Raw genomic sequence first — 15031 nt, forward strand, 5'->3', positions numbered from 1 at the left:
GTTACGCCAGCCCCGTGGGGTACGCGAGCCCGGGGCGACGCACGGCAAGCCGCATCTGGTCCCCGAGCGCGGGCACCTCGAACGGGGGAAGTCGCACACGGATGACGCTCCCGTCGACGAGCGCGCAACTCACCATCGCGTCGTGCCCGGCATAGGAGATGCCCGTCACCCTGGCCTCAGCGCTCTCGACCGCGTGAGCCAACCAACCGGGCCGTAACACTATCCACTCCGGCCGAAGCACCAGCACCACTGACGCTCCCTCGGCCGGTTCGAAGCCCATGGCCTCGGCCTCGACCGACCCGAGCGCGCATTCCACACGACCGTTGTGCCAGCGACCCGTGAGCTCGACGGCATCCCCGACGAAGCTGGCGGCCCAGCGCGAGACGGGGCGGTCATAGACTTCTGCCGGCGTTCCGCTGTGGATGATCCGGCCGTCGCGCATGACAGCCACCCGGTCGGCGAGCGACAGTGCCTCTTCCTGGTCGTGGGTCACGAGGATACTCGTGGTGCGCTGGGCCCGCAGCAACTCGGCGACCTCGAGGCGCAGCGAACCTCGCAACTGGGTGTCGAGCGCGGCGAACGGCTCGTCGAGCAGGAGCACCTCGGGCTTCGGAGCGAGGGCACGCGCCAGCGCCACCCGCTGGGCCTGCCCGCCCGAGAGCTGCGACGGTGCACGATTGCCGTACCCGGTAAGACCGACGAGGCGCATCAGCTCGGCAACGCGCGCGTCCCTCTCGGTGGCGGTACCAGCTCTGCGCGACAGGCCACTGCGGCGAAGGCCGAACGCGACGTTGTCGGCGACGCTCAGGTGGGGGAAAAGAGATGCCTCCTGCGGCACCCAACCGACGCCGCGCTTCTCGGGCGGCACCGTGGATCCCGCGGCCGAGAGCTGGCGACCGCCGATGCTGATCGTGCCGGCGGCCACGGGCGTGAGCCCGGCGATGCTCAGCAGCAACGTGGTCTTTCCGCACCCGCTCGGTCCGAGCACGGCGACGAAACTCGCCGGCTCGATCTCCAGGTCGACACCGTCGAGCAGTGTCGAGTCGCCGTACGCGACTCGGAGCCCCTTCACGCTGACGCCGCTCATAGTTCCTCCCTCGCGAGTCCACGCACTCCGGACAGCGCCACCGCCGGCAGCGCCGCGACCAGCACCAGCGCTGCCGCATAGGGCGCTGCCGCTCCGAATTCGAAGATAACGGTTCGAGACCACAGTTCTGTCGCCAGCGTAGTGACACCGGTCGGACGCAGCAGCAGTGTCGCGGGAAGCTCCTTCATCGTCGCGATGGCCACCAGGAGTGCTCCCACGCCGACGGAGGGCATCGCGAGTCGTGCCGTGACCCTCCACCACGCCTGCCACGGGGAGAGTCCGAGGGTTCTCGCGACACTCGCGAGCCTGGGCGGAACCGCCGAGATCCCCGCGCGCACTGTGCCGATCGACTTGGGGAGGAAGAGCACGACATATCCGAAGACCAGCACCGCAACGCTCTGGTACAGCGACGGCACCACCGCGAGCGCGAAGAAGACCAGGGAGAGACCCACCACGATGCCGGGAAGCGCGTGTCCGATCATCCCGAGCGATTCGATCGTCATGGCCAGCCTGCCCCGGTATCGAGCGGCGAGCGCGGCGATGGGCAGCGCCAGGACCACCGCGCACACCGCAGCAAGCACAGCTACGCCCAGGGTGGATCCGACGGCGGTGAGCAATCGGGTCGGATCGATCTCCCTGAGGGTTTCGGCCTGGAACAGTCGGGCGGCGAGTCCACCGAGCGGTATCGCCACGCCCACGAGGGGCGACGCCACGACGAGCGGAAGGAGTGCGAGCAGAAAAGTTCGGGAGACCACCCTGGGCCTCGCCATTCGAGCCGAACCGGCCGGCGCGAACTTCCGGGAACGACGCTCCCCGGCCACGACGATCAGGGCGATGGCCACGAGCAACAGGGCGAGAATCGCAGCCTGGTTGCGATCGAAACTCGCACCGTACGCCGCATTGATTCCCCACGTGAGGGTCTGGAACCGCAACATCGACACCAGTCCGAAGTCGCTCAGCGTGTACAGGCACACGAGCAGGGCTCCCGCGGCCGCCGCCGGTCGCACCTGCGGCCACGTGACGGCGAAGAAGGCGCGGACGGGACCGTGTCCGAGGGTGCGCGCGATTCCCTCCATGTCTGCCGACACCGCGCGGAACGCCGCCGCGACGGGCAGGGTGACGTAGGGAGTGCACACCGCCGTCATGAGAAGCCAGGCGGCGAAGAATCCATTCATGGTCGGAAACACGACGAGCCAGCCGTACGACGCGAGATAGGACGGAACCGCGAGCGGCAGGGCGGAGAACAGCAGCCAGACCCGCGGAAACGGCACGCGTACCCTGGTCAGGACCCACGCGACAGCCGTGCCCACCACGAGTGACGCCAGCGTGACGGCGGCGGCGAGCCCCAGCGAATTGAGGGTGAACTGCAGCACCCGCCCGCGCCCGAGCGTCTCCGCGATCGTCGTGATGCCGGCCTCACTCGCGCGCACCGCCAGGTAGACGAGCGGAATCGACGCGATCGACGCGGCGACGACGGCGCAGACGACGAGCCACGTCGGCGCGCGGAGCGGGCGCAAGGCTAGATCAAGCCGTACTGCGCGAGCAGGGCCTGGGTCTCGGCGAGGCTCGCCAGGTCGGCGAGGTCGAGGTCCGAGTTCTTGAGGCTGTCGAGCCCCGGCAGACCCTCCGGAGCGTCGATGCCTTCCACGAGCGGGTATTCGAACGTCTCGTCGACGAAGTATTCCTGCGCCTCGGTCGACAGCAGGTATCGCACGAATTCGAGGGCATCCGCGTCGGTCGCACCGGTACTCAGGATGCCAGCTCCCGTGACATTCACGATCGATCCTGGGTCGCCGGCGGCCGGGTACGACAGCTGCGCACGCATGCTGTCCACGCCGGTCTCGGCGGCCTGGGCGAACCAGTAGTAGTGGTTGATCAGTCCGACGTCGACGACACCGTCGTTGACCGCGGAGAGGATGGCACGGTTGCTGTCGAAGATCTGGGGATTGTTGGCGGCCAGCCCGGCGACCCAGGCGTCGGCCGCGTCTTCACCCTTCAGTACGCGGTAGGCCGTGACGAACGACTGGAAACTGGCGTTGCTCGGCGCGATGGCGACACGACCGTTCCATTCGGGTTCGGCAAAGGCGTCGATCGAGGTGGGGACGGCGTCGGCATCCAGTTCGGCTGAGTCGTAGGCGATCACCCGTGCCCGGCCTGTGACTCCGACCCAGGAGCCGTCCGTGGAGGTGAAGCCGGCCGGCACCGATTCGGTGACGTCGGTGGGGAGCGTGCTGAAGAGACCGGCGTCGCTGAGAGCACCGAGGGCCCCGGCATCCTGCGACAGGTAGACCTGCGCCGGGGACGCGTCGCCTTCTTCGATCAGCAGGGCGGCGAGTTCGGCCGTGTTGCCGTAGCGCACCTCGACCTCGATGTCGGTCGCCGCCTCGAACGTGTCGATGAGGGGCTGGACGAGAGCTTCGTCCCTGCCGGAGTAGAGCACGAAGCTGCCATCGCTGACCGGGGTGCTGGCCGGGGTGGATCCCGCGTCATCCGGGGTGGTGGCGGGAGCGCAGGCGGTGAGCGCGAGGGCAGCGATCACGGTAGTGGCGACACCGAGGGTGAGTGATGAAGAACGAACAGAACGCATGAGCCGAGGAATCCAATCTTAGGTAAGGCAAACCTAAGCGATCTCGCCGGTAGTCGCAATTCCGTGAGAATAGCCCACCTGAGCTCTAGGCGCCGGGCGCTCCGGCATCGGTCGAACGGACGTCTGTGTGGTGGAAGTTCTTGAAGCTGCGGGACGCCGTCGGACCCCGCTGGCCCTGGTATCGCGAACCGGAAGGACCGGAACCGTAGGGGTTGTCGACGGGCGAGCTGGTGCGGATGAAGCACAACTGGCCGATCTTCATCCCCGGCCAGAGCTTGATCGGCAGCGTCGCGACGTTCGACAGCTCCAGCGTGACGTGGCCGGAGAATCCCGGGTCGACGAAACCAGCGGTGGAGTGGGTGAGCAACCCGAGCCGCCCCAACGAGCTCTTGCCCTCGAGTCGGGCCGCGACGTCATCCGGAAGCGTCACGAGCTCGAAGGTCGAGCCGAGCACGAATTCGCCCGGATGCAGGATGAACGGCTGGTCGGCATCCACCTCGACGAGGTGCGTGAGATCGGGCTGGTCTTCCGCGGGATCGATAAAGGGGTACTTATGGTTATCGAACAGCCGGAAGAACCTGTCGAGCCGCACGTCGATGCTCGACGGCTGCACCATCTCCAGGTCGAGGGGGTCGAGGCCGATGCGGCCGGATGCGAGTTCTGCCCTGATATCGCGATCGCTGAGAAGCATGCGCCCACACTATCGACAAGCACTATCGCCAAGCGCAGGCAGCGGATTCGAAGTACTGGCTGGACTCGCACTGGCTAGACTCGAGATCGCACCGCGAGAGCGGTCACGCGAATGTAGTTCAATGGCAGAACTTCTGCTTCCCAAGCAGATAGTGCGGGTTCGATTCCCGTCATTCGCTCCGATTGTGTCGACGAGTTATCCACTCTTCACGCCCGAAGGGACACCATGACCGCCCTCGTGCCGATCCCCTCCCCCGGCGAGACCCTGTTCTATGGCGAACCCGGCAATCCCGCAGTCGTCGTGCTGCACGACATGTACGGCAGGATGCCCTGGCTCGAGCCGTTCGCCACCGCCGTTGCGAGTCGTGGTTTCCGCGTCGCCGTGCCCGACCTCTACAACGGATTCTGCACACCAGACCAGGCGGCCGCCCGCGGTCTCATGGAGAGTCTGGATGTCGCGAGAGCCCTGTCGATCATCGATGACGCCGTCGAACAGGACCAGGAGACCGGGGTCGAACGCGTCGGACTCGTCGGCTTCTCCATGGGCGGCTGGCTCGCACTGCTCCACGCCCAGGGCGGTGGAGCCGATGCCGTCGTCGCGTACTACGCAAGCCTCGGATCGGCCGACCACGGCGTGATCCCGTGCCCTGTGCTGCTGCAGTGGGCAGAGGTCGACAGCTGGCGCACCGACGAGGATCCCGAATCCTTCGTCGCCAGGCTCAACGACCACGGAACGCCCGTCACCCAGCACACCTACGCCGGCACCCAGCACTCCTTCGCGAACGCGAGCCTGCCCGGCGGGCTCGACACGAGAGCCGCCGCTCTAGCTTTCGCCCGCACAGCGGTCTTCCTCGAGGCTCAGCTCATCGACTGAGTGTTTTTATTGCCCACCGACGTCATGCAGGTGGTGGATCGGATCGTGGATGAAGTATGTCGCGAACGACTCGATCGTGAACTGCACTCCGTCACTGCGCCGCCCGGGGCGTGACCAGTCGGTGACCCTGCCCAGAGCCGCAGCGAGCGATGCCGCGGCCTCGGTGAGCTCGGCCGAGACGGTGGCCGGATCCTGCTCGTTGTAGCGCTCGGCGACGGCCGTGGCATCCTGGTCCCAGTTCGGATACAGCGGATTATCGTCGCTCTGCATGAGTTCGAGCCTGTGGTCGTACAGACGGAACACATCGCGCACGTGCGCCGCGTACTCCAGTGGTGACCACGTCGAGTCGTCGGGTCGGATGCGCACGTCCGCGCGGTGAAGCACCGCGGGCCAGGCCGCAGCGTTCGCGAGCAGCATGGTCGCGACATCCTTCGCATCGAACGTGGCCGCGTCGAAACCGCATTCGGGACAGGGCTTCTCGATGACCCAGGTCCAGTTCTTGGTGTCAGGTGTGATCGGCATGCACCCATCCTCGCGCTGACTGACCGCGCGTGCCACAGGTGTGCTGCCAGAATTCTGCGGCAACGATGTTGGCGCCCGCTGTGCTGGCAAACTGCCGGGTGAAGCGCTACGAATAGGAATTGCGCGTGCAGAGAGTTCGCGCCGCACCCCTGTCGCATCGCACCCATTTCGTACCGAGGAGCATCCCATGTCGCAGTCGCGCATCTCGCAGTCGCGCATCTCACAGTCGCCCAACAGACTGCTCGGCGTGGTCTTCGGGCTCGTCTACATCCTCGTCGGCCTGCTCGGTTTCGGGGCGACACCCGGAGTCGGATTCTTCGCGACAGAAGGTGGATTGCTGCTCGGCCTGTTCGAGGTCAACGTCTTCCACAACGTCGCCCACCTGCTCATCGGCTCCGGCCTGCTGCTCGCAGGGCTGTCGGGAGCCGCTTCGGCGAAGTTCCTCAATACCGTGATCGGTGCTGCCTACCTGGTGCTCGGTCTCGCCGGTTTGCTGCTCGTAGGAACCGCGGTGAACATCCTCGCCCTCAACGCTGCCGACAACGTGCTGCACTTCGCCAGCGCGGCTGTGCTGCTGGCCGTCGGCCTCGGCGCCGACAAGCCGGCGGCGAAAGCATCGTCACCGCTCAACGCGTCCTGACCTCCGGTCCCTGATGGCCGTGGCAGAAGGAACTGGATGATGTCGATGATTCCGCGGGCGTGGCTGGCGTTCGCCGCCATCGGCACCGGACTCATCCATGTAGCCCTCGTGATCGGTGCCCCTGTGCCCCTGGCGATCGTCCTGGCCACGTTCGGCCTGCTGGAATTCGGATGGGGGGTCACCACCTTCGCCCGCGACTCCGTCCCGCTGCCGAGGGTTGCCCTTGTCGCGGCCATGCTGCCCATTGCCCTGTGGATAGTGGTGCTCGTGGCCTCGACCGCCACCGCAGCTCCGTCACTGGCGGAAGCCCTCCCCCTGCTGCCCATGGCGGTGGCCACCCTGTTCGAGCTCGTCGTCGCCGGGATGCTCGCCATCACCCTGCGTCGCGCGGCAGGCACGCCCGCAAGCACCCCGAGCGCTCCGAGCGCTCCGAGCTACCTCGTGAGCCTCATGGCGGGAGCACTGGTCGTCGGCGCACTCACCACTCCGGCGCTTGCCGCGACGGGGGCCGGGCTATACGCGCCACCCCACGGGCAGCACACCGGGCAGTTCAACCTGCCGAGTCACGACGCCCACTAGCGGCCTGCCCGCTGTTCAAGGGCGGGCTGCTGAAGGGCGGAGCTGCTGAAGGGCGCGCTGCTCAAGGGCGGAGCTGCTGAAAGGCGCGCTGCTACGCCCTGATCGCGGGAATCGCGGTCACCCGTGACATGAACCGCACCACGTTTTCGTCGACGATGATGTCGCTCGGGCGAAGCGGACGTGACAGGTAGAGCCCGTCGAGCGCACTGATGCGGCTCAGTGCGACATAGGTCTGCCCTGGCGCGAACGATCGCTGCCCGAGGTCGACTATCGCGCGATCGTAGGTCTTGCCCTGCGACTTATGGATCGTCACGGCCCACGCGAGCCTCAGCGGGAACTGGGTGAACTCCGCGACCACGTCTTTGCGCAGCGACTTCGTCAGCGACGAATAGTTGTACTTGAACTTCTCCCAGACCGCCGGTCGAACCTCGTGGCGTTCGCCGTCGACATCCACCCACACCGTCGAGTCGATCTTGACGACGGTGCCGACGGTGCCGTTGACCCAGCGCTGGCCGCCGTTCTCATAGCCGGTGTCGTTGCGCAGGAACATCACCCGCGCGCCCATCTTGAGCTCGAGGGCTTCGTCTGCCGGGAATGCGCGCCCGTTGAAGTCGCCACTGACCTCGGCTTTGGCGGTAAGCACCCGCCCCGGCAGTCTCGCGAGCTGGGTCGCGTTGATCCTCGTGACTGTGCCGTTGGTGGTCGCGAGCGTGATCGCCCCATCGGTCGGAGCCGATCGTGCGCCCACCTCGTTCAGCCTCGCGGCGATCTCCGCCGTCACCCCGCCGTGCCGCACCGCGTTCAGCATGTACTTGAATTCGGCTTCATGCTGGCGATGGATGGTCGTCAGTTCGTAGATCGTGAGGTCGGTGTCATCCCACACCTTCGCGTCGAAGAACCAGATCGAGCGGTAGTGATCCTCGAAGTAGGCGCGCTCTTCGCCCTCACCGGGCACCGGCGCGAGCTGGTACGGGTCGCCGAACAGCACCACCTGTACGCCGCCGAACGCCTCATGCTTGCGCTGCCTGGCCTGCCTCAGGGACCTGTCGATCGCATCGAGCAGGTCGGCGTTGACCATCGAGACCTCGTCGATGACGAGGGTGTCGATGGTGCTGAGCAGTTTGCGCAACTCGACGCCCTGGTCGATGTCGTGGTCGGCGATGACTCCGATCGGCAGTCGGAACAGCGAGTGGATGGTCTGCCCGCCGACGTTCAATGCCGCGACTCCCGTCGGCGCACAGATCACGATCTGCTTCGACGTGTTCTCGGACAGGTAGTTCAGGAGAGTGGACTTACCGGTTCCGGCGCGACCGGTGATGAAGAGGTTCTGCTGGGTCGTCTCGATCGCATCGAACACGGCCTGCTGCTCGGGCGACAGGTGCAGCCCGTTCCGCGCGTCAGCATTCACCGCTTCCCCATTCACCGCTTCACTGTACCCGGGGCATCCGGAGCATGGTGCGACCGTGCCGCGACTGTTCAGAATGCGGGGGCATGCCGCATGCGCAATTTAGGATGGGACTCGTGAACCGCACGATCATCATCTGGGCCGTCGTTGCGGCAGCGGTGGTCGGCGCCTTCGCAATCACTGTCAGCGCACTCAACGCCACTCTCTACAGTTCGAGCGGCTTCGTGAAGAGTTACCTCGACGCGCTCGAGAACAAGGATGCGCCAGCAGCTCTCGAGCTCGCCGGCCCCGGCGAGCGCAGCACGGCCACGAGGGCGATGCTCGAGCGCTCGGCCATGAGTGACCTCGACGATGTGGAGTTCGTCAGCGAGTCCCGCTTCGCCGACGGCGTGCAGCGCGTGGTGTTCTCCTACCTCGCGGCCGGCAAGCCGGGCCAGTCGAGCTTCGATGTGCGGCAGACCGGCAGCGTACTCGGCCTGTTCCCGAGCTGGGGATTCGCCACGGCTCCGTACAGCGTCGTGCAGCTCTCGGTGCTGAACTCCCAGGATTTCACCGCGAACGGTGTCGATCTCAGCGCCCCTGAGCAGGGCACGGCCGTGCCGCTCGTCGTGTTCACCCCCAGCGCGATCGCCGTCACTCATGAGTCCACCTTCCTAACGGCGACTCCCCTGCTCGTGAGCGCGACCCAGCCCGGAGCATCGGTCGTCGCGGCCCTCGACGTGCGGGCGAATTCCGCGTTTGTCGACCAGGTGCAGGGCGAGATCGACGACTTCCTCGACACGTGCACCACACAAACCGTGCTGTTGCCGACCGGATGCCCCTTCGGGCAGCAGATCTCCAACCGCATAGCCTCGACTCCCGAATGGTCGATGAGCGAGTATCCGTCGGTATCGCTGGCGCCGGGCGCAGAACCCGGTAGCTGGCTGATGCCCGCGACGAATGCGGCAGCCCACCTGACCGTCGACGTGCAGTCCCTCTTCGACGGCACGACCTCGGTCTTCGATGAGGATGTGCCGTTCACGGTCAGCTACCTCGTGACCTTCGTCGGCGACGACGAGTTGCTGATCAGCGCCCAGCGTTAGTCGTCGATGTCGCGGCCGCGTCAGTGCGCGCCCGCCCCGCAAGCATCGCGTTGTACTCTTCGAGCTCGGCGTCACCGTCACGGTCCGCCTTGCGGTCGTAGCGCTTCGACTCCTTCGCATCGCTACGTGACCACATGATCGCGACGACGATCGCGAGGGCGACAGTCGGGATCTCGCCGACGCTCCACGCGATACCGCCACCGATCTGCTGGTCCTGAAGCGCCGTGATACCGGTATCCCAGCCCATCGAGCCGTACCAGTCCGCGAGCAGCAGCCCGGTTCCCGACATCAGAGCCAGGCCGAAGAAAGCGTGGAAGGCCATGGTCCCGAGCAGGATGAGCAGCCGGATCGGGTACGGCGGCCTCGACGGCGACGGATCCACCCCGATGAGCGCCTGCACGAACAGGTACCCGGTCAACAGGAAGTGGATGACCATCCACTCGTGACCGATGTGGTTGGTGGTCGCCCAGCCGAACAGCGGCGTGTAGTAGAACGCCCAGAGCGACGCGGCGAACAGCACGGCAGCGACGAGCGGCTTGCCGAGGAACTCGAAATACTTCGAGTGCACGAGAAGGAGGAGCCACTCGCGCACGCCACGACTGCCATCTGCGCGCTTCTCGATCGTGCGCAACGCGAGGGTGATGGGTGCACCGGGAACCAGCAGCACCGGGATGCCCATGCCGAGCACCATATGGGCGAGCATGTGCTGGGAGAAGAGGAACTTCTCGTACACGTTGATGCCGCCGTTGGTGATGTAGAACAGCAGGAGCATCCCAGCGATCCACAACACCGTGCGCAGGATCGGCCACGAGTCACCGCGCCGGCGCAGCCTGAGGACCGCGGCGACGTAGAAGAAGATCCCGAATCCGCAGACCAGGATCCAGAGCAGGTCGAAGTTCCAGAGGGTGAACAGCCGCTCGATCGTGACGGGAGGCGGCAGCGGGCTCCCGGTGAGCAGCTCAGCCGGTGTGGGCCGTGCGAGATCCGCCGCCGTGACCTCGGGCACGGGGGTCGCGGTACGAGCCAGGGCGGCGGCCACTCCCGACGCGATCCCCATGAACGCGATCTCCGCCGTCACCACCCACCAGAAGAATCCGCGGCCGCTGCCCGTGGCCGCCTGCATCCTGCCGATGAAGTATCGGCGCTGCACGGCACCGAACAGCCCGAGCGCGAGCAGGGACGCCACCTTGACCAGCACGAGGATGCCGTACGGCGACAGCAGATTGCCGATCTCTTCGACCCTGATCTGGGCACTGAGATATCCGGATGCCGCCACGACGATGAAGCTGACCAGCGCGACTGTCGAGTACCGCGCCATCACGGCAGCGAGTCGACCCTTCTCGAGGGTCGGTTTCACGAGCACGATGGTGATGAGCCCCCCGAGCCAGATCCCCGCGAAGAGGATGTGCAGGAAGATAGCGGTGGTGGCAGCGTCGTGGTTCTCCGTGCCGCCCGTGTGGCCCTCGAGCGACATCGGCACGAGACCGGCGACAGCGGCGAGCGTGACGAATACCAGCACCGTCATATTGCGTACAGCAAAACAGAGCACGGTGACCGTCGCGGCGATCAGCGTGGTCGCCAGCCACGCCTGGCCGAGTCCAGTGCCGGTGAGGAAGCCGGCAAGCACATCACCGAACGCGTTGTCCAGGCTGATGGTCGGCTGCAGGACTGTCAGGAACGTGAAGAAGGCGGTAGCAGCTGACGCGACGGCCCACAGGGCGGATGCCCCGGCCGCGACATCCAGCGCCCTCGAGAACTCCGGCTTACTCGAGTCCAGGGCGAACAACGCCAGCACCAGGGCTCCGATGGTGCCGGCGACGCCGATGTTGACGAGGAGCTTCGAGATCGGGAGCCCGTATCGTGCCGCGGCGCCGGGGTCGATCAGCTGCGGGGCATCGGCGCCACCTCCGAAAGCGAGCGACGCGAGAAGGGCGAGCAAAGCCGCCAGAATGAGGGTCGCGGGAGCGGAGATCCGGACGAGGCGTGGCACCAGAACAGTGTACGTCGGCCACTTGGGGAGCTCGCCGTTAGCGCCATGCCGCGCAATGGCGAGCGCGTGTAGCCCGTCAGGAAACGACGAAGGGCGACATCCGTTCGGATGCCGCCCTGTCGTGAAAAAGTCCTGCGGTGTGAGCTGCTTAGCCCTTTGCAGCGGCTTTCAGCTTGCTTCCGGCGCTGATCTTGACGCCCTTGCTTGCCTTGATGTCGATCGCTTCACCGGTCTGCGGGTTGCGTCCGGTGCGCGCTGCGCGGTCGGTGCGCTCGACGGAGATCCATCCCGGGATGGACACCTTCGTGCCGTCGCCGACAGACTTGGCGAGAACTGAGAAAAGCGAGTCAACGATGCCGCTGACTGCAGCCTGGGTCTGGCCAGACTCTGCGGCAACTGCCGCGACGAACTCGGTACGGTTTAGTGACTTGTCAGCCATGGGATGTCCTCCTCGGACCTGATGCAGTTATAGGTGGAACTGGTTGGATGTCCCGGTGAAAATCCCCGGAGCCGCTTGGAATCTACCAGCTTGACTTGGTAATTCCGGGCAATTCGCCCCGGTGCGCCATGTCGCGGAAGCGAACACGGGAGACACCGAACTGGCTGAGGAAACCACGCGGGCGTCCGTCGATGGCGTCGCGGCCGCGAACGCGGACCGGCGAAGCGTTGCGCGGAAGCTTCTGCAGGCCGAGGCGTGCAGCTTCGCGGGATTCGTCGGTTCCCGCAGGATCGACGAGTGCCTTCTTCAGTTCGAGACGCTTGGTCGCGTAGCGAGCCACGATGACCTTGCGCTGCTCGTTGCGGGCGATCTTGCTCTTCTTGGCCATTGTTAGCGCTCCTCGCGGAATTCGACGTGCTGGCGAATCACCGGGTCGTACTTCTTCAGCACGAGGCGATCCGGGTTGTTGCGACGGTTCTTGCGCGTCACATAGGTGTAGCCGGTTCCAGCGGTGGAACGGAGCTTGATGATCGGGCGTACGTCCTGGGTCTTAGCCATTAGATTTTCTCCCCACGTGCGAGAAGATCCTTGACCACTGCTTCGATGCCACGAGCGTCGATGACCTTGATGCCCTTGGCGGACAGCTGCAGCGTGACGTTACGGCGAAGCGACGGTACGTAGTACTTCTTCTTCTGGATGTTCGGATCGAAGCGACGCTTGGTGCGTCGGTGCGAATGCGAGATTGCGTGACCGAAGCCTGGGATGGCTCCTGTCACCTGGCATGTTGCTGCCATGGTTCTACTCCTGTTCTGGTTACCGCGGGCATTCCGTTTCCGAAAGCCCGCCCAAGATCACTTGTCGGCACGCGAGTGAACGTCAGGAGCAGTGCCGAGGCGTGCTCCGCGAGGTTCGGTGCGTGCGTGAGCGGAAGAGTCCGCTCTGCAGCCTGCAATGTTACGGGTTTACCGGCGCTTCTGCAATTGAACCCTGTGTTTTCTCATGCTGAGTGGTCTCACCCGATGCCAGCGAGCAGCCTGCGCAATAGCCGAAGACGTCGACCACGTGGTTCGGACGCGTGAAGCCATGCTCCGCCGCAACGGAGTTCGCCCACTGTTCTACGGCATCCGCCTCGATCTCGACCGTCAGCCCGCACCGGCGGCAGATCAGGTGATGGTGGTGGGTACCCGGTGTGCACGCGCGATACAGGCTCTCACCCTCCTGCTGCAGCGAATCGGCCTCCCCCTCCACGGCGAGGTCGGCCAACGCGCGGTAGACGGTAGCCAGGCCGATGGATGACCCACCCGCCCGCAGCGCAGCGTGCAGTTGCTGCGCGCTCACGAAGTTCTCACGCGTGTTGAGGGCGTCGCGCACGGCGTCGCGCTGCCAGGTGTGGCGCTTCATGCGCTGACTCCCGTCGCCTGCGGGGTGGACGACTCGGACAGGCGCCGCAAACGGCCTCCCCTGACGCGGCCCACGATGCGGCATCCGATGTAGATGAGGAACGAGATGGTGGTGACGTAGGGGCTGATCGGCAGTGAGCCGCCGATCGCGAGCAGCACCCCGCCGACCGCGGAGACGAATCCGAAGAGCATCGCGAGCAACGGCACGACGACGGGGGACGACGAGACGCGCAGCGCCGCGGCCGCGGGGGTGACCAGCAGCGCGAGCACGAGCAGCGCCCCGATGATCTGCACCGAGACCGCGACCATGAGACCGAGAAGGATCATGAACACGATCGACAGGGTGCGAGCGGGGACGCCACGGGCCATGGCCACATCCGGGTCAACGCTGTCGAACACGAGCGGCCGCCAGATCACCAGGAGCGTGATGAGCACCACGATGCTGATGGCGATCAGTACGCCGAGCTGCGGGATGTCGACCGAGAGAATCTGGCCGGTGAGCAGGCCGAACCGGTTGCCGCTGCGCCCGGGATAGAGCGCGAGGAACAGGATGCCCAGCCCGAGCCCGAACGGCATCAGCACCCCGATGATGGAGTTGCGGTCGCGGGCCCTCGACCCGAGCACGCCGATGATCGTTGCCGCGAGCAGGGAACCCACGAGGGATCCGGCGACGACGTTCGCACCGAACAGCTAGGGCCGCCGCCGCGCCCGCGAACGAGAGCTCGCTGATGCCGTGCACGGCGAAGGCCATGTCGCGCTGCATGACGAACACACCGATCAGCCCGCCGACGATCCCGAGGATCGCGCCAGCGATGATGGAGTTCTGCACGAGCACGAGCAGTCGCCCGTAGTCGCTGAAGTTGAAGATCGACGACCAGAAGTCTGCCGAGAACACGTCGGTCATGCTGGCTCCCCGAGGTGATGCGGAAACTCCGGAACGCCGGCGACGAACACCCTGTTACCGGTGCGGATCACCTCCACCTGGGTTCCGTAGAGGTCGCTCAGCACGTCAGAGCGCAGCACCTCCTCCGGAGGGCCGGACGTGAACCGGCCTGCGGCCAGATAGAGCACGGTGTCGACCATGTCGAGCACCGGATTGATGTCATGGGTCACGAAGACGACGGCGGTACCCCGCTCGTGCAGTCCCCTATCGATGAGTTCTGCGACTCCACGCTGGTGATGCAGGTCGAGACTTGACAGCGGCTCGTCGCACAACAGCAACGCAGGATCACTCGCGAGAGCCTGCCCCACACGGAGGCGCTGCTGCTCACCACCCGAGAGCACGCCCACCGGGAGGTCGGCATACGCCGTCGCTCCGACAGACTCGATGAGGGCATCCACCGTCTCCCTCGATTGCCGGGAGGGCCACGGCACACCCCAGCGATGACCGTCGAGACCGAGGCTCACCAGGTCACGACCCCTCAGCGCGGTGCCGGCCGGCATGATCCGCTGTTGCGGGATGTAGCCGATCGCCCGGTCGCCCCGGTGCACGGGCTTGCCCTGCAGCAGGATCTCGCCCGAGTCGACGGGAAGCTGCCCGAGGATCGACCGCAGCAGGCTCGTCTTACCCGAGCCGTTGGCGCCCAGCACAGCGACGAACTCCCCCGGCTGAACCGCGAGGTCGAGGCCGCTCCACAGGGTCCGCCCGCCCAGGGAGAGTCCGGCCTGGCGGATGTCGAGGATGGGCCCGGCGCTGTCGATGGGACCACTGTTGCCGATGGGACCACTGTTGTCGA

General features: G+C 66.0%; 17 protein-coding genes, 1 tRNA gene and 1 pseudogene. 5 read left to right on the forward strand and 14 right to left on the reverse strand.

Annotated features, from left to right (window positions below; all coding sequences use genetic code 11):
- Position 1 precedes the first annotated feature (1 nt).
- The 4 genes from IWX81_RS07470 to dcd all read right to left on the reverse strand — a co-directional run bounded on the left by IWX81_RS07470 (position 2) and on the right by dcd (position 4365).
- Positions 2–1087 (reverse strand): ABC transporter ATP-binding protein, encoded by a 1086-nt coding sequence (locus tag IWX81_RS07470; RefSeq protein ID WP_199280696.1) that lies wholly within the window; start codon positions 1085–1087, stop codon positions 2–4.
- Positions 1084–2604, reverse strand: coding sequence for an ABC transporter permease (locus tag IWX81_RS07475; protein WP_199280697.1), 1521 nt, complete (start codon positions 2602–2604; stop codon positions 1084–1086). Before IWX81_RS07475 ends, IWX81_RS07470 begins: the two co-directional genes overlap by 4 nt.
- 2 nt (positions 2605–2606) lie before the next feature.
- On the reverse strand, positions 2607–3674 hold the full coding sequence (locus IWX81_RS07480; protein WP_199280698.1) for an iron ABC transporter substrate-binding protein: 1068 nt from the start codon (positions 3672–3674) through the stop codon (positions 2607–2609).
- Positions 3675–3759: 85 nt separating this feature from the next.
- Positions 3760–4365: a dCTP deaminase gene (gene dcd / locus IWX81_RS07485; RefSeq protein WP_199280699.1), complete on the reverse strand. Its 606-nt coding sequence runs from the start codon at positions 4363–4365 to the stop codon at positions 3760–3762.
- A 107-nt stretch (positions 4366–4472) separates the two neighbouring features.
- Here dcd and IWX81_RS07490 point away from each other — a divergent pair.
- Both IWX81_RS07490 and IWX81_RS07495 read left to right on the forward strand, forming a co-directional pair.
- Positions 4473–4543 (forward strand) — tRNA-Gly (locus IWX81_RS07490).
- Positions 4544–4590: 47 nt separating this feature from the next.
- Complete coding sequence (locus tag IWX81_RS07495; RefSeq protein ID WP_199280700.1) at positions 4591–5238, forward strand: dienelactone hydrolase family protein; 648 nt, start codon at positions 4591–4593, stop codon at positions 5236–5238.
- Positions 5239–5244: 6 nt separating this feature from the next.
- Here the strand turns inward: IWX81_RS07495 and IWX81_RS07500 are convergent, their stop codons facing one another.
- Positions 5245–5760 carry a DinB family protein gene (locus tag IWX81_RS07500; protein WP_199280701.1) on the reverse strand — a complete coding sequence of 172 codons (516 nt, stop codon included), beginning with the start codon at positions 5758–5760 and terminating at the stop codon, positions 5245–5247.
- 217 nt (positions 5761–5977) lie between these two features.
- Here IWX81_RS07500 and IWX81_RS07505 point away from each other — a divergent pair, with 217 nt between their 5' ends.
- Both IWX81_RS07505 and IWX81_RS07510 read left to right on the forward strand, forming a co-directional pair.
- Entirely contained in the window at positions 5978–6400 is a 423-nt protein-coding gene (locus IWX81_RS07505) for a DUF4383 domain-containing protein (protein ID WP_199280987.1), read from the forward strand.
- A 39-nt stretch (positions 6401–6439) separates the two neighbouring features.
- On the forward strand, positions 6440–6979 hold the full coding sequence (locus tag IWX81_RS07510; RefSeq protein ID WP_199280702.1) for a hypothetical protein: 540 nt from the start codon (positions 6440–6442) through the stop codon (positions 6977–6979).
- Between the two features lie 91 nt (positions 6980–7070).
- Here IWX81_RS07510 and IWX81_RS07515 read toward each other — a convergent pair whose 3' ends face one another.
- A complete protein-coding gene (locus tag IWX81_RS07515; RefSeq protein ID WP_334593502.1) occupies positions 7071–8402 on the reverse strand; it encodes an ATP-dependent DNA helicase in 1332 nt (443 codons plus the stop codon).
- Between the two features lie 98 nt (positions 8403–8500).
- On the opposite strand from IWX81_RS07515, the gene IWX81_RS07520 reads away from it, so the two are divergent.
- The gene (locus IWX81_RS07520) at positions 8501–9466 is read left to right on the forward strand and encodes a hypothetical protein (RefSeq protein WP_199280703.1); all 966 of its coding nucleotides are present in this window, start codon (positions 8501–8503) and stop codon (positions 9464–9466) included.
- Here the strand turns inward: IWX81_RS07520 and IWX81_RS07525 are convergent.
- The 8 genes and pseudogenes from IWX81_RS07525 to IWX81_RS07560 all read right to left on the reverse strand — a co-directional run bounded on the left by IWX81_RS07525 (position 9450) and on the right by IWX81_RS07560 (position 15014).
- Positions 9450–11456 carry a cytochrome c oxidase assembly protein gene (locus IWX81_RS07525; RefSeq protein ID WP_199280704.1) on the reverse strand — a complete coding sequence of 669 codons (2007 nt, stop codon included), beginning with the start codon at positions 11454–11456 and terminating at the stop codon, positions 9450–9452. The two genes, IWX81_RS07520 and IWX81_RS07525, sit on opposite strands and share 17 nt — an antisense overlap.
- A gap of 148 nt (positions 11457–11604) precedes the next feature.
- Positions 11605–11895 carry an HU family DNA-binding protein gene (locus IWX81_RS07530; protein ID WP_199280705.1) on the reverse strand — a complete coding sequence of 97 codons (291 nt, stop codon included), beginning with the start codon at positions 11893–11895 and terminating at the stop codon, positions 11605–11607.
- A gap of 82 nt (positions 11896–11977) precedes the next feature.
- A complete protein-coding gene (gene rpsN, locus IWX81_RS07535; RefSeq protein ID WP_097061545.1) occupies positions 11978–12283 on the reverse strand; it encodes a 30S ribosomal protein S14 in 306 nt (101 codons plus the stop codon).
- 2 nt (positions 12284–12285) lie between these two features.
- Entirely contained in the window at positions 12286–12453 is a 168-nt protein-coding gene (gene rpmG / locus IWX81_RS07540; RefSeq protein WP_097061546.1) for a 50S ribosomal protein L33, read from the reverse strand.
- Positions 12453–12689 carry a 50S ribosomal protein L28 gene (gene rpmB, locus IWX81_RS07545; protein ID WP_199280706.1) on the reverse strand — a complete coding sequence of 79 codons (237 nt, stop codon included), beginning with the start codon at positions 12687–12689 and terminating at the stop codon, positions 12453–12455. Before rpmB ends, rpmG begins: the two co-directional genes overlap by 1 nt.
- Positions 12690–12849: 160 nt before the next feature.
- The gene (locus IWX81_RS07550; RefSeq protein WP_199280707.1) at positions 12850–13296 is read right to left on the reverse strand and encodes a Fur family transcriptional regulator; all 447 of its coding nucleotides are present in this window, start codon (positions 13294–13296) and stop codon (positions 12850–12852) included.
- Positions 13293–14199, reverse strand: a pseudogene (locus tag IWX81_RS07555) (metal ABC transporter permease). The gene IWX81_RS07550 and the pseudogene IWX81_RS07555 overlap by 4 nt, the downstream one beginning before the upstream one ends.
- Positions 14196–15014, reverse strand: coding sequence for a metal ABC transporter ATP-binding protein (locus IWX81_RS07560; RefSeq protein ID WP_199280989.1), 819 nt, complete (start codon positions 15012–15014; stop codon positions 14196–14198). The pseudogene IWX81_RS07555 and the gene IWX81_RS07560 overlap by 4 nt, the downstream one beginning before the upstream one ends.
- Positions 15015–15031 lie beyond the last annotated feature (17 nt).

Origin of the sequence: Salinibacterium sp. CAN_S4 (genome assembly GCF_015752305.1) — a bacterium.
In the GTDB taxonomy this organism is placed as follows: domain Bacteria; phylum Actinomycetota; class Actinomycetes; order Actinomycetales; family Microbacteriaceae; genus Rhodoglobus.

Excerpts from the sequence above, each read along its gene's own strand:
- IWX81_RS07500 (WP_199280701.1), bottom strand. The coding sequence starts at position 5,760 with ATGCCGATCACACCTGACACCAAGAACTGGACCTGGGTCATCGAGAAG.
- IWX81_RS07510 (WP_199280702.1), top strand. The coding sequence starts at position 6,440 with ATGTCGATGATTCCGCGGGCGTGGCTGGCGTTCGCCGCCATCGGCACC.
- IWX81_RS07470 (WP_199280696.1), bottom strand. The coding sequence starts at position 1,087 with ATGAGCGGCGTCAGCGTGAAGGGGCTCCGAGTCGCGTACGGCGACTCG.
- rpsN (WP_097061545.1), bottom strand. The coding sequence starts at position 12,283 with ATGGCCAAGAAGAGCAAGATCGCCCGCAACGAGCAGCGCAAGGTCATC.
- rpmB (WP_199280706.1), bottom strand. The coding sequence starts at position 12,689 with ATGGCAGCAACATGCCAGGTGACAGGAGCCATCCCAGGCTTCGGTCAC.
- IWX81_RS07530 (WP_199280705.1), bottom strand. The coding sequence starts at position 11,895 with ATGGCTGACAAGTCACTAAACCGTACCGAGTTCGTCGCGGCAGTTGCC.
- dcd (WP_199280699.1), bottom strand. The coding sequence starts at position 4,365 with ATGCTTCTCAGCGATCGCGATATCAGGGCAGAACTCGCATCCGGCCGC.
- IWX81_RS07480 (WP_199280698.1), bottom strand. The coding sequence starts at position 3,674 with ATGCGTTCTGTTCGTTCTTCATCACTCACCCTCGGTGTCGCCACTACC.
- rpmG (WP_097061546.1), bottom strand. The coding sequence starts at position 12,453 with ATGGCTAAGACCCAGGACGTACGCCCGATCATCAAGCTCCGTTCCACC.
- IWX81_RS07495 (WP_199280700.1), top strand. The coding sequence starts at position 4,591 with ATGACCGCCCTCGTGCCGATCCCCTCCCCCGGCGAGACCCTGTTCTAT.
- IWX81_RS07550 (WP_199280707.1), bottom strand. The coding sequence starts at position 13,296 with ATGAAGCGCCACACCTGGCAGCGCGACGCCGTGCGCGACGCCCTCAAC.